General features: G+C 67.1%; 14 protein-coding genes. 10 read left to right on the top strand and 4 right to left on the bottom strand.

Annotated features, from left to right (window positions below):
• The first annotated feature begins 8 nt into the window (after positions 1-8).
• The 4 genes from AC1ROX_RS25305 to AC1ROX_RS25290 are packed head-to-tail and all read left to right on the top strand — an operon-like array spanning position 9 to position 3,815.
• The gene (locus tag AC1ROX_RS25305) at positions 9-1,013 is read left to right on the top strand and encodes an ABC transporter ATP-binding protein (protein WP_493130453.1); all 1,005 of its coding nucleotides are present in this window, start codon (positions 9-11) and stop codon (positions 1,011-1,013) included.
• Complete coding sequence (locus AC1ROX_RS25300; RefSeq protein ID WP_493130451.1) at positions 1,010-2,008, top strand: ABC transporter ATP-binding protein; 999 nt, start codon at positions 1,010-1,012, stop codon at positions 2,006-2,008. The genes AC1ROX_RS25305 and AC1ROX_RS25300 overlap by 4 nt, the downstream gene beginning before the upstream one ends.
• Entirely contained in the window at positions 2,008-2,934 is a 927-nt protein-coding gene (locus tag AC1ROX_RS25295; RefSeq protein WP_493130449.1) for an ABC transporter permease, read from the top strand. The genes AC1ROX_RS25300 and AC1ROX_RS25295 overlap by 1 nt, the downstream gene beginning before the upstream one ends.
• An 11-nt stretch (positions 2,935-2,945) precedes the next feature.
• Complete coding sequence (locus AC1ROX_RS25290) at positions 2,946-3,815, top strand: ABC transporter permease (protein WP_493130447.1); 870 nt, start codon at positions 2,946-2,948, stop codon at positions 3,813-3,815.
• A 110-nt stretch (positions 3,816-3,925) separates the two neighbouring features.
• Here the strand turns inward: AC1ROX_RS25290 and AC1ROX_RS25285 are convergent, their stop codons facing one another.
• Positions 3,926-4,528, bottom strand: coding sequence for a YdeI/OmpD-associated family protein (locus AC1ROX_RS25285; protein WP_493130445.1), 603 nt, complete (start codon positions 4,526-4,528; stop codon positions 3,926-3,928).
• Entirely contained in the window at positions 4,528-5,664 is a 1,137-nt protein-coding gene (locus tag AC1ROX_RS25280) for a mandelate racemase/muconate lactonizing enzyme family protein (protein ID WP_493130443.1), read from the bottom strand. Before AC1ROX_RS25280 ends, AC1ROX_RS25285 begins: the two co-directional genes overlap by 1 nt.
• A gap of 60 nt (positions 5,665-5,724) precedes the next feature.
• On the opposite strand from AC1ROX_RS25280, the gene curA reads away from it, so the two are divergent.
• Complete coding sequence (gene curA / locus AC1ROX_RS25275; protein WP_493130441.1) at positions 5,725-6,753, top strand: NADPH-dependent curcumin/dihydrocurcumin reductase; 1,029 nt, start codon at positions 5,725-5,727, stop codon at positions 6,751-6,753.
• Positions 6,750-7,934, top strand: a complete 1,185-nt coding sequence (locus tag AC1ROX_RS25270; RefSeq protein WP_493130439.1) for a CaiB/BaiF CoA transferase family protein — start codon at positions 6,750-6,752, stop codon at positions 7,932-7,934. The genes curA and AC1ROX_RS25270 overlap by 4 nt, the downstream gene beginning before the upstream one ends.
• 2 nt (positions 7,935-7,936) lie before the next feature.
• Here AC1ROX_RS25270 and AC1ROX_RS25265 read toward each other — a convergent pair whose 3' ends face one another.
• Complete coding sequence (locus tag AC1ROX_RS25265; protein WP_493130437.1) at positions 7,937-9,217, bottom strand: type II toxin-antitoxin system HipA family toxin; 1,281 nt, start codon at positions 9,215-9,217, stop codon at positions 7,937-7,939.
• Positions 9,214-9,537, bottom strand: coding sequence for a helix-turn-helix domain-containing protein (locus AC1ROX_RS25260; protein WP_493130435.1), 324 nt, complete (start codon positions 9,535-9,537; stop codon positions 9,214-9,216). The genes AC1ROX_RS25265 and AC1ROX_RS25260 overlap by 4 nt, the downstream gene beginning before the upstream one ends.
• 143 nt (positions 9,538-9,680) lie before the next feature.
• Between AC1ROX_RS25260 and AC1ROX_RS25255 the strand changes: the two genes are divergently transcribed.
• From AC1ROX_RS25255 to AC1ROX_RS25240, 4 genes are read left to right on the top strand one after another with little or no spacing between them, the layout of a single operon-like run.
• On the top strand, positions 9,681-10,748 hold the full coding sequence (locus AC1ROX_RS25255) for an SDR family oxidoreductase (RefSeq protein WP_493130433.1): 1,068 nt from the start codon (positions 9,681-9,683) through the stop codon (positions 10,746-10,748).
• On the top strand, positions 10,745-11,284 hold the full coding sequence (locus AC1ROX_RS25250; RefSeq protein WP_493130431.1) for a HutD/Ves family protein: 540 nt from the start codon (positions 10,745-10,747) through the stop codon (positions 11,282-11,284). The genes AC1ROX_RS25255 and AC1ROX_RS25250 overlap by 4 nt, the downstream gene beginning before the upstream one ends.
• Before the next feature lie 18 nt (positions 11,285-11,302).
• Positions 11,303-12,226: a 2-dehydropantoate 2-reductase gene (locus AC1ROX_RS25245; RefSeq protein ID WP_493130429.1), complete on the top strand. Its 924-nt coding sequence runs from the start codon at positions 11,303-11,305 to the stop codon at positions 12,224-12,226.
• Positions 12,227-12,234: 8 nt separating this feature from the next.
• Positions 12,235-12,978 carry a substrate-binding domain-containing protein gene (locus tag AC1ROX_RS25240; protein WP_493130427.1) on the top strand — a complete coding sequence of 248 codons (744 nt, stop codon included), beginning with the start codon at positions 12,235-12,237 and terminating at the stop codon, positions 12,976-12,978.
• Positions 12,979-13,067 lie beyond the last annotated feature (89 nt).

Here is a 13,067-nt window from a genome sequence, read left to right as displayed (position 1 = left end):
GCGCCTCGATGACGGCTCCCCTCGTCGCGGTGCGCGACCTCACGGTCGATTTCGGTAACGGCGCGCAGGGCTCGCGCGCCGTCGACGGGGTGACCCTCGAGATCGCGCCGGGCGAGGCGCTGGGCATCGTCGGTGAATCGGGCTCGGGCAAGAGCGTGACCTGGCTAGCCGCGCTTGGTCTCCTGCCGACCAAGGCCCGCGTGACAGGCTCGGTCCGTCTCGAAGGGACGGAACTGGTCGGCGCTTCTCGCGGCGACCTCGAGAAGGTGCGCGGCGACCGCATCGCGATGATCTTCCAGGACCCGTCGAGCTGCCTCAATCCGGTCCATCGCATCGGCCGGCAGCTCGTCGAGGCGCTCGGCCTGCATCGGGAATTGTATGGACGCACCGCCGAGGCCGAGGCGCTGCGCCTGCTCGACCAGGTGGGGATCGCCGATGCCCGCCGGCGCCTGTCGGACTATCCGCACCTTCTCTCCGGCGGCCTCAACCAGAGGGTCATGATCGCCATGGCGCTGGCCGGCGAGCCGGACCTTTTGATTGCCGACGAGCCCACCACCGCGCTCGACGCCACGATCCAGGCGCAAATCCTGGCCCTGCTGGGACAGATCCGCCACGACATGGGCATGGCGATGGTGCTGATCAGCCACGATCTCGGTGTCGTGGCCGAGAATGTCGACCGGGTGGCCGTGATGTATGCCGGCCGCCTCGTCGAGGAAGCGCCCGGCGCCGACCTGTTCGCAGGGGCACGTCATCCCTACACACAGGGTCTGCTCGCGGCGCTGCCCGCCCTCACCGGTCCACGGCGCCGGCTGACCGCCATTCCGGGCACCGTGCCGGAACCGGGCAACGTGCCCGCCGGCTGCCGCTTCTCGCCCCGCTGCCCCGTCGCCGAAACACGTTGCGCAACCGTGCCGCCACCGGCGCGCAACGTCGGCTTCCTCCACGTCACCGCCTGCCACCGCCAGCTCGAGGCGGGCGTCTCGGTCTGGAGCCAGCCGCAGGCCGCCGAATGAGCCCGCTGCTGCAAGCCAGCGATCTGCGCCGCCACTACCAGGTCCGGGCCGGACAAGGTCTCTTTGCACCGAAGGCGGTGCTGCGCGCCGTCGACGGCGTGTCACTCACACTCGAGCCCGGCCGGACCCTGGGTCTGGTGGGCGAATCGGGCTGCGGCAAGTCGACAACCGGCAAGCTGGTGCTGGGACTGGTGCCGCCCACCGCCGGCACGGTGCTTTATCGTGGGGCGCCGCTGCCACGCCTGAATACGCCGGCCTGGCGCGGCCTGCGCCGGCATATCCAGATGGTCTACCAGGATCCGCTGGGCGCGCTCGACCGCCGCCTGCCGATCGGCAGCCAGATCGAGGAGCCGCTGGTCATCCATGAACAGGCCGCGGCCGACGAACGCCGCGACCGCGCGCTGGCCGCGATGGAATCGGTCGGCCTGCAGCGCCACCAGTACGAACGCTATCCGCACGAACTGTCGGGCGGCCAGCGCCAGAGGGTGGTGCTGGCGCGCGCCCTGATGACCAGCCCCGACCTGCTGGTCTGCGACGAGCCGGTTTCGGCGCTCGACGTCTCCATCCAGGCCCAGGTCGTGAACCTGCTGCTCGACCTGCAGGAGCGGCTGGGCATCGCCTATCTGTTCATCAGCCACGACCTCAAGGTGGTGCGCCAGGTGAGTCACGACGTGGCGGTCATGTATCTCGGCCGCATCGTCGAGCAGGGCGAGGCCGAGAGCCTGTTCGCGGCGCCGGCACACCCCTATACGCGGGCCCTGGTGGCGGCGATCCCGACCGTGAACTCCGGCAGCGGGCCCAAGCGCGAGCGCATCCTGCTGCAGGGCGATCCGCCGAACCCGGTGAACGTGCCCTCGGGCTGTTCCTTCCACACGCGTTGCCCCTTCGCCACCGCGCAGTGCCGCGCCGAGGCGCCGACACTCCAGCCGCTGGCCGGCGGCCGAATGGTCGCCTGCCATCGCGTCCACGAACCCGCGCTGCAGGTCGCCGCCTGATGCTGATGTTCGCCACCTCGCGCCTGTTGCGCGCGGGCCTCACCATCCTGTTCGTGATGACCTTCGCCTTCGTGGTGCTGCGGCTCTCGGGCGACCCGGCACTGATGATCATGTCGGTCGACGCGCCGCCCGAAGCGATCGCGGCCTTCCGCGAATCCTGGGGACTCAACCAGCCGATCTGGGAACAGTATCTCGCCTATATCGGCCACGCGCTGACCGGCGACTTCGGCAAGTCGATGCGCGACGGACGGCCCGCCATCGACCTCGTGCTGGAGCGCGTGCCGGCGACGCTCGCCATCACCCTGCCGGCGCTGGCGCTCAAGATCGGCCTCGGCATTCCCGCCGGCATCTATGCCGCGCTCCATCGCAACTCGATGGCCGACCGGCTGACCATGGCCGCCTCGGTCGCAGGCTTCACCATGCCGAGCTTCGTGCTGGCCTTGCTGCTGGTGCTGGTCTTCGCGGTCCAGCTCGGCTGGCTGCCAGCCAGCGGCAGCGTGGGCATTGCCTCCGCCATCCTGCCGATCGTGACCTTAGGGACTGGAGGCGCCGCCATCATGGCGCGCTTCACGCGTTCGGCCATGCTCGAAGTGCTGGGCCAGCCCTATATCCGCGCCGCCTCTGCCAAGGGCGTGACCTGGCGCACCGTCGTGACACGCCACGCGCTCCCCAATGCCGCCATCCCGACCGTCACGATCATCGGCTTCATGGTGGGCAGCCTGGTGGCCGGCGCCGTCGTGGTCGAAAGCGTCTTCGCCTGGCCGGGAGTCGGACGGCTGCTGGTGTCGGCCGTGGCCAACCGCGACCTCGCCGTCGTGCAGGCCATCCTGATGGTGATCGCGGCGTGGATGGTGATGGCCAACCTCACCGTCGATCTAGCCTATGGCTGGCTCGATCCGCGCGTGCGCGGCGCCGCTGCGCACTGACGGGACCCGCCATGGCCATCGCCGAAAAAGCACCCGCCGTTCCGGTCCTCGGCCGGATCCTCGCTTTGCCTCTTGGAGTCATCCTGGCGTCCGCCTGGCTGATCCTGATGGTGGTGACCGCGCTGGGCGCCGATTTCCTGCTGCCCTATTCGTTCACCGCCTTGGACCTCAAGGCGCGGCTGGCGCCGCCGGTCCTGCTGGGTGGCACTTGGGCCCACGTGCTGGGCACCGACGAGCTCGGCCGCGACGTGCTCTCGCGCCTCATCATGTCGATCCGCATGAGCCTGCTGATCGCGCTGTTCGGCACGATCATCGCCGCCACGCTCGGCACCGCGCTGGGCTTCCTTGCCGCACACTTCCGCAGATGGGTCGAGCAGATCGTGCTGATGGCCATCGACTTCCAGGCCAGCATGCCCTTCATGATCATCGCGCTGTCGGTGCTGGCCTTCCTGGGCAACAGCCTGCCGCTGTTCATCGCGCTGATGGGCTTCCATTCCTGGGAGCGCTACGCCCGCATCGCACGCGGCCTGACGCTCGCGGCCAACGAGCAGGGCTATGCCGCCGCGATCCGCCAGCTCGGCGCCAGTCCGGCGCGCATCTACGGCCTGCACATCCTGCCCAACATCGCCTCGACCCTGATCGTGTCGATGACGCTCACCTTCCCCGAGATCATCCTGCTGGAGAGCGGCCTCTCGTTCCTGGGCCTCGGCGTGCAGCCACCACTCGCCTCGCTCGGCAACATGGTGGGCTACGGCCGCGAGTACATCAGCCACGCGCCGTGGATCATGCTGGCGCCGGCCGCCACGATCGTGCTCACGACCTTGTCGATCAGCCTTTTGGGCGACTGGCTGCGCGACCGCCTCGACCCGACGTTGCGTTAGAGCAGGACGGCTCAATGGAGCGCGCCACTCCAGTGGCGCTCATATCTTGTTGATCAACGAAGCTTGAGCGCCACTGGAGTGGCGCGCTCCTCCGAAGCCGAATGATCCCTCTACGCTCGCTTCTTCCCCTGCGGGTAGACCGTCTCGCCGCGCTTCAGCATCTCAACGAAAGTCGCAATCTTCTTCTTGCGACCCGCCTCGGTCTTCATGTTCTCGGTCCGGAAGACGAGCGCGAAGCGGTTCTGGGCGGTGAGCGTCGCGAGCATCGCTTTGGCCTTGGGCTCGGCATCGACGGCGGCCTGCAGGTCGTCGGGAATCTTCGAGCCCTTGGTCCGGTAGGCGCGATCCCAACGACCGTCCTGCTTCGCTGCCTCGACCTGCTTCAGCCCGTGCGCGGTCATGCGCTTTTTCTCGATCAATCGGGCGACGTTATCGACGTTGATCTGGCTCCAGACGCTCCTGGCGCCGCGCGGCGTATAGCGCTGCAGGAAGCTCTTGTCGTCGAAGCCCTTGCGGATGCCGTCGATCCAGCCCCAGCACAGAATGACGTCGATCGCCTCCTTAGGGGTGATCGACTTCAGGCCGGAGCCGACCTTGTGGATCTTGATCCAGACTTCGCTTTCCTTGTCGTGATGCTTGCCCAGCCATTTATGGAAGCTGGCTTCCGTCGGGAACTCGTGGACCTTGGCCGGGTCGACCGTGACCGGCGCCATCAGCAAACCCGGTAACGTTCGACGGCTTCCATATCCAACTCGATGCCAAGACCCGGACCCTCCGGCAGAACGACGTGGCCGTCTTCGAGCTTGAGCGGCGTCTTCAGCAGCTTGGTGCGCAGCTCATTGTCGCTCATGTCGTATTCCAGCATCGACGGATGCGGCGGATGCTCGGTGTGCGGCGTTGCCGGCAATGAAGCGAGGAAGTGGCAGGCCGTTGCGAGACCCACCGCGCCGCCCCAGACATGCGGCGCGACCCGCAGGTTCTGCGCATGCGCCAGCGCCACGATGCGCTTGGCCTCGGTGATGCCGCCGACACCCGGGATCGAGGGCTGCACGATGTCGATGCAGCGCCCGTCGATCAGCGCGCGGAAATCGCGAACCGTGTGATGCGCCTCGCCCGCCGCCAGCGCGATGGGCGAGCGCGCCCGCAGCTCGGCATAGCCGCGGAAATCGCCCGGCGGCAGCGGCTCCTCGATCCAGTGGATGTTGAACGGCTCGATCGCCCGGGCGCATTCCAGCGCCACGTCGGCGGTGTAGGCGCCGTTGATGTCGACCAGCAGCAGCTTGTCCGGCCCGATCGCCTCGCGCGCGAGCTTCACCCTCTCGACATCGCTCTTGATGCCGCGGCCGATCTTGATCTTGGTGCCGGCATAGGGATGGTTCGCCGCCTCCGCCATCATGTGCTCGAGCTGGCGGTCGGGATTGTTGGAGAAGAAACCAGTCGAGGCATAGGCTGGAAAGCGCGTGGCGCCGCAGCCGCCGATCAGGTCGCAGACCCTCACGCCGAAACCGCGGGCGATGGCATCCCACAGTGCTACGTTGATGCCGGCGAGACACGAGGTGAGCTGGTTGCCGACCCCGAGATGATAGATCGCGTTGCGCACCCGCGCCTCGACATGGTCGAAGTCGAAGATGCTGCGGCCGACGAACATCGGCTCGAGCATGCGGAAATATTCCCGCGTGACCATCGGATTGCCGAAAGCCTCGCCGACGCCCGTCACGCCCTGGTCGGTCTCGACCTCGACCAAGCCGCCCTGGCGACGGAAGCCGCCGCCGCGCGACATGCCGTAGGCTTTTTCCGGCGCGAAGGCATATTCGAGTCCGATGAACGAAAGACGCCGGATCGTCGGCATGGCAGCTCCTGCAAATCCCGCGCTATGGTGGGGCCCAAAGCCAATCGGAGGCAACCGCTCATGACCAGCATTCCCCAGGGCATTCCCAAGACCCATCGCCGCGTCGTTCTCGTGCGTCGTCCGCCCGGCGAGCCGGCCGAATCCGATTTCCGCGTCGAGGAGGCGCCGGTGCCCGAGCCGCGCCATGGCGAGGTGCTGGTGAAGGTGCATTACCTCTCGCTCGATCCCTACCAGCGCGGCCGCATGCGCGACGCCGCCTCCTACGCCTCTCCGGTCGGCCTCAACGAGGTGATGACCGGCGGCACGGTGGGCGAGGTCGTGGCCTCGCAGAATCCTGCCTTCAAGGTCGGCGACATCGTCGAGGATCGTCTCGGCTGGCAGGAATATGCGATCGGCGGCGGCCCCGCGCTGCGCAAGGTCGATCCTTCGCTGGCGCCGATCTCGACCGCCAACGGCGTGCTCGGCATGCCGGGCATGACCGCCTATTTCGGCCTCCTCCATGTCGGCCAGCCCAAGCCCGGCGAGACCGTCGTCGTGTCGGCCGCCTCCGGCGCGGTCGGCCAGGTGGTGGGCCAGATCGCCAAGATCATGGGTTGCCGCACCGTCGGCATCGCCGGCGGCGCGAAGAAGTGCGCCTTCGTGAAGGACGAGCTCGGCTTCGATACCTGCATCGACTACAAGGCGGAGAAGGACCTCGACGCCGCGCTGCGCGCCGCCTGCCCCAACGGGCCCGATGTCTATTTCGACAATGTCGGCGGCGAGATCACCGACGCCGTGCTGCGCAACATCAACTTCTTCGGCAGGGTGGCGCTGTGCGGCTCGATCTCGCAGTATAACGCGACCGGCGCCTCGATGGGCCCGCGCCTGCTCGGCACCTTCGTCGGCAAGCGCGTGATGGCGCGCGGCTTCATCGTCACCGACTTCGCGCAGCATTACGGCCCGGCCATGCGCCAGATGGGCGAATGGATCCGCGACGGCAAGCTCAAGTACCGCGAGGACATCGTCGAGGGCATCGACAAGGCACCCCGCGCCTTCATCGGCCTGCTGCGCGGCGAGAACTTCGGCAAGATGCTGGTCAAGCTCGCATGAGCTACGACGCGCCCTTCGCCGGCCTGAAAGTCGTCGACCTGAGCCAGGGCATTGCCGGCCCCTACTGCGCCATGCTGCTGGCCCAGCACGGCGCCGAGGTGATCAAGGTCGAGGGCATCGGCGAGGGCGACTGGGCGCGCATCCTGGGGGTGCACTACGGCAGTCACAGCGCCTTCTCGATCATCGGCAACATGGGCAAGCGCAGCCTCTCGGTCGATCTCAAGAGCGAGGCCGGCAAGGAGATCGTGTGGCGCTTGCTGAAGGAGGCCGACATCTTCCTCGAAGGCTTCAGGCCGGGCGTGATCAAGCGCCTGGGCTTCGACTATGAAACGGTGTCGGCCAAGGTGCCGCGCCTGCTCTACGTGTCGATCTCGGGCTTCGGCCAGACCGGGCCCCTTTCCGAACGGCCGGCCATGGATCCGGTTCTGCAGGCCTATACCGGCCTGATGGCGGAGAATCGCGGCGAAGACGGGATTCCTCATCGCGTTCCGGTGATCGTCGTCGACATGTCGACCGCGCTCTACGCCTTCCAGGCCGTGAGTGCCGCGCTCTATGCGCGGCGCGACGAGGCGAAAGGGCGCTACATCGATGTCAGCCTTATGCAGTCGGCGACGGCGCTGCAGTCGATCCGGCTGATGGCCTGCCATCTCGAAGGCGGCACGATGAAGCCGGGCGGCGTGCCCGGCGGCGTATTCAGGACGGCGGACGGCTGGATGTCGATCCTCGCCATCAAGGACAGCGATTGGCAGAGCCTCTGCAAGCTGATGGATGTGCCCGCGCTGGCGCACGAAGAACGCTTCGCCACGCCGGCGGCACGCATCGCCAACGAAGCAGCACTCTATGCGATCGTGCGACCGATGATCGAGGCGAAGCCGTCGGCGCACTGGAGCCAGAAGCTCACCGAAGCCAAGCTGATGCACGAGCGGCTGAACAGCTACGCCGACTTCATCGACCAGCCGCACGTCAAGGAAACCGGCCTGATCCACTGGCTCGAACAGGCAGGCGTGCCGACGAAAGTGCCGGTCCCCGCTTTGCCCGGCATGCTGCCGCCGGAACCGGGCACGGCCCGCGCCGAAGCACCGGTGCCCGGCCAGCACAGCCGCGCGATCCTGGGCGAACACGGCTACTCCGAGGGCGAGATTGCTTCCCTGCTCGCCAACGGCACCATCGCGACGGGTTAGCGCTACGCGTCGAATTCCCGAAGGCAACGCTCGACGCGCCGCATCAGCCCGTCTTCCAACCGTCCAAGGATCGGATGCCGGAGACCGTCGTCATGCAGCCGATGCGCGACCTCGGGAATGGTCGTCAGCATGTCCCGGCAAAGTCTGCGTACCCGGATCGACAGGCTTCCCTCCGGCAGGTTCAGCTCCTGCTCGGTCCTCGTCCACTGTCTCGGTCCGATGCGGGCAAGGAAATACTCCCGGCCGACTTTCATCGCGAGCTTGAGTCGCCGCTCGTCGAGAGCGTCATAGGGCAGTGCGCTGGCGAGGTCGTAAAGGGGCGCCAGTCGCACCCGGCCTCGCGGCGCATGGAGAAGCGAATAGTTCTTGGCATGCGCGTCGGTGCCGCCGATCAGCCAGTTGAAGATCAGCGCCTGCACGAACGTGTCGACATCGGCCTGGGGATCGCTCGAGTGCCGGCGCAGCAGGTCCACGATGTCGGCCGGCGTCGGGCCACCCTCGTTCTGGTACTTGGATGTCGGCATGACGCCCAGCCCCTGGCACATATCCTCCTGATGGACGCGGGCGATGCCGCGCGATGTCGAGCGCCGGTCGTAGCGTTCGACCACGATCGCAACCTCATCCTCGAAACGCTTCACCTCGCTGAAAGCGGCAGGAAGGTTCAAGGCCCGGGCGAGGACGAGGCAGAAATGCTCGTTCTCGGCATGCCCGTCGAACTCGTCGCTCGGCGGCTTCAGGATGTGGGTCGTCGGCACGCGTCCCGACGGCACGCCCCAACGCCGCTCGCGCAGCAGCAGGGCCGTTTTCGCCTGCGCACCGGCCAGGCTGAACTGACCCGTGTCCCCCGGCAGGCGCATCGCCGTCCCGTCGCGCCGCAACATCCGCAATCGCTCCGCCACATCGTGCTCGGTCAGCCACTCGACCCGCGGCGCATCGAAGGCCGGGTCGTCGAGCCTCTCCCGGCGGACGAACTGGACGGCGCCGGCGCAATCCTCGCCGACATTGGCAATGAGGGCGAAGGGATTGCGGGCCGAGACGTGAAACATCCTGGCCCACTTTGCAAGCACGAGTTCGTTGTCCGGCAACAGGCCCCAGATGAAGGCCTCGATCTTCGGGCTGGGATGTTCGGCTGCCTCAAGGGGCAAGGACAGCGAGACCGGCATCGCCACGTCCGACTGCAGCCACTGCCGATCATATGTGAAGGCCAGTTTACCATCACGATTACGCGTCACCTCGCCCGCAACGGCACCGCCCAGCAGCACGACGAGACGCCGATCTGTCATCGCCGCAACCCTCTCGCCCGTTCGATCACGGCATCGATGTCGACATCGAGGCCCAGGTCTCGGCGGCGGCCTTCGACCGGCGACGCCTCACTCTCGCGCTGCGACGGCGTTTCTTCCGAAGAGACTTCAAGCTGCAGGTCGAGTACTCGCAGAGTGCGCAGCAACAACCCGATCTCGGCCCGTGACTTCCCGGCTTCTATCTCGACGATCCATTGCCGGCTCACGCCAACGCGTTCGGCAAGCGACTGCTGGTCCCAGTTCAGTTGGCGGCGGCGGTGGCGGATGGCGGCGCCCAGCTCCGCAACGGTGTGGACGGGCATCAGATCCTCGTGTCGTCGAACGGCGACATATTAGCATTGTCGCCGTTCGGCGACAAGAGCGTGTCGTCGAACGCCGACATATTTTTGATTGTCGCCGAACGGCGACACCGCCCCTACACTATCGGCCCTGATCGGAGGAAACTTTGCCCGCACTCAAGAAGGCCGTCGTGGTCGGCGCCCTGGGCGTCATCGGCCGCTACATCGTCGAAAGGCTGGTGGCCGAGGGCGACTGGCAGGTGATCGGCCTGTCGCGCCGGCCGGAGAAGGACGGGCCGCGCTACCGCCACGTCTCGGTCGACCTGCTCGACCTCGACGACGTGGCCGCGAAGCTGAGGGACCTGCGCGACGTCACGCACATCTTCTATGCCGCCTTCCAGCCCGGCACCGGCAATGCGGCGGGCTATGCCTCGGTGATCGCGCCCAATCGCGACATGCTGGTGAACTCGGTCACCGCCATCGCCCAGGCGTCGCGCAAACTGCAGCGCGTCGTGTTGGTCACCGGCACCAAGTATTACGGCACGCATCTCGGCCCGCTGAAGACGCCGATGCGCGAGACCGATCCGCGTCACATGCCGCCCGACTTCTACTTCGATCAGATCGACTGGCTGATGGACTTCCGGCGCGGCAAGAAGTGGAGCTGGACGGAGCTCAGGCCCCAGACGCTCTGCGGCTTCGCGCCCGGCACGGCGATGAGCATCATGCCCGCAATCGCCGTCTATGCCGCGATCTCCAAGGAACTCGGCCTGCCGTTGCGCTTTCCCGGCAAGCCGGGTGCCTACGGCACGATCTACCAGGTGACGGAATCCTCGCACTTCGCCGGCGCCGCCCTCTGGGCCGCGACCGAGAAGCGCGCCGCCAACCAGGCCTACAACATCACCAACGGCGACTATTTCCGCTGGCGCAACGTCTGGCCCCGTATCGCCGAGGTCTTCGACATGAAGGTGGGCGAGCTGCAGACGATCAGCCTGACCCAGCACATGGCCGACAAGGAAGAGCTGTGGGCGGAGATGACGAAGAAGTACCGGCTGAAGAAGTTCGAGTTCGGCCAACTCGTCGCCTGGCCGTTCGCCGACTATGTGTTCGGCTCCGACTGGGACGTGATGTCCGATGTCACAAAGAGCCGGCAGCATGGCTTCCACGAGGTGGTCGACAGCGAAGCCATGTTCGAGCGCCTGCTGACGCGTTTTCGCAAGGAGCGTATCGTACCGTGATTACCCTGCTCGATCCTGCAAGCTATCGCCGCACGCCGTGGAAGAACGGCGGCGGCACGACCGTCGATATCGCCTATTCGGGCGACGTCTGGCGGTTCGGCCGCACCCCGATCGTGCAGCCCGGTCCTTTCTCCGACTACACGGGCTTCGACCGCGTCCAGGTCCTAGTCTCCGGCAGCGGACTCGTGCTGGAGACGCCCGAGGGCGAGATCGACGTGCGCCAGCCTTTCCGGCCGGTGCACTTCAGGGGCGAGACACCGATCGTGAGCCGGCTCGAGTCGGGGCCGGTCGAGGTGGTCAACCTGATCGGCGACCGGGCGCAGGTGACGGTCGACATCGCGGCCCTCGACGAGGGCCGCACGCTCGTCCTGAAGCCCGGCACGCACATCGCCTATAGTCCTCACGGCGATGCCGCGGTGTCGGTACAGGGCGAGGAGCGCAAACTCGCCTCGGACTATGCGCTGCGGCTGGACATCACCGGCCCGACGCGGCTGAGCGGCATCGTGGGCTGCCTGCTGGTCGGCAGCATCATCTAGGGACGGGAGACGAATTCGATGCGGATCGCGGTTGTCGGCGCCGGGGGCGTCGGAGGCGGATATGGCGCGGCACTCGCGCATGCCGGGGCGGACGTCACCTTCATCGCGCGTGGCGCCCATCTGGCGGCCATGAAGCAGAACGGACTGAGGGTCGACAGTCCGCGCGGCAATACGCACCTGCAGCCGACGCAGGCCACGGAGAATCCGGCCGAGGTCGGCCCGGTCGACTATGTGCTGTTCTGCGTGAAGCTGTGGGACGTCGACAGCGCGGGCGCGGCGATCAAGCCGATGATCGGTCCCGACACCGCGGTCATCACGCTCCAGAACGGCGTCGATGCCCATGAGCGGCTGATCCCGATCCTCGGCGCCCGCGCCGTGATGCCGGGCGTCGCCAATATCAGCGCGACCATCGCCGAGCCGGGCCTGATCCGCCAGACCGGCACGGTCATGCGCATGGTGTTCGGCGAGCCCGACGGCAACCGCAGCCCGCGCGCCGTTTCCTTCCTGGAGATGTGCAAGAAGGCCGGCATCGAGGGCGTGCTGAGCGAGGCCATCCTGACCGACCTCTGGATCAAGTTCGTGCTGCTGGCCTCCAATGCCGGCGTCATGGCGCTGACACGCCTGCCGGTCGGCAAGCTGCGCGACGATGCCGACGTCAACGCCATGTTCGGTGCCGCCTACGCCGAAGTGGCCGCGGTCGGCCACGCCCTGGGCGTCACCCTGCCCGGCGACATCGTCGAACGGACCTTCAACTTCAACCGCAACGCGCCGCCGGCCCTGATGGCGTCCATGGCGGTCGACCTGCTGCGCGGCAACCGGATCGAGCTGCCCTGGCTGTCGGGCAAGGTCGTGGAGCTGGGCAAAAAGCACAATGTCCCGACACCGACACATGCGCTGATGTATGCTGCGCTGAAGCCCTACATCATGGGCACGCCAGCCTGAGGGAAACCATGCGCGTCCTGCTCGTCCTATTGTTCGCCCTTGCCGCGGGCAGCGCTTCGGCCGCCGACCTCAAGCTGCTGACCGCCGGCGCCTACAAGTCGGCCGCCATCGAGATCGTCGCCGACTTCGAGAAGAAGAGCGGCCACAAGGTCACGATCGACACCGGCACGGCCGGCGCGCTGCAGAAGCGGGTGTCCGGCGGTGAGTATTTCGACGTGCTGGTGATCCCGCCGATCGCCATGGCGCCGCTGTTGACGACCCGCGTCGACGAGAGCAGCGCCAAGGAGCTCGCCCGCGCCGGCGTCGGCCTGGCGATCAAGCAAGGTGCGCCCGTTCCCGACATCTCCGAGGTCGACGGCTTCAAGAAGGCGCTGCTGGACGCGCGCGCCATCGCCTATATCGATCCGGCGGCCGGCGGCTCGAGCGGCATCTACCTCGCCCAGCTCTTCCAGCAGATGGGCATCGCCGACCAGCTCAAGCCCAAGAGCGTGCTGGTCCAGGGCGGCCTGGTCGCCGACCGCATCGTCGACGGCAAGGCCGACATCGCGCTCCAGCAGAGCAGCGAGCTGATGGGCGTGCCCGGCGTGCAGTTCGTCGGCCCGATCCCGCTGATGGTGCAGAACTACACGATCTATTCGGGCGGCGTGGCCCTGGGCTCCGGCAACCGCGCCGCCGCCGACGCGCTGCTGCTGGCGCTGGCCAATCCCGAGAACGGGAAGATCCTGAAGTCGAAGGGCCTCGATAGTCCCTGAGGCGGCAATAAGGATCCTTCGCTGCGCTCAGCAACCATTAAGATTGAACTGTCATGCGACAGTGTTGCGAGCTGAGATCCACGGGGTGC

This window comes from Reyranella sp. GW821-FHT14A01, from assembly GCF_058803965.1.
This window is presented reverse-complemented; position numbering and strand designations above follow the sequence as displayed.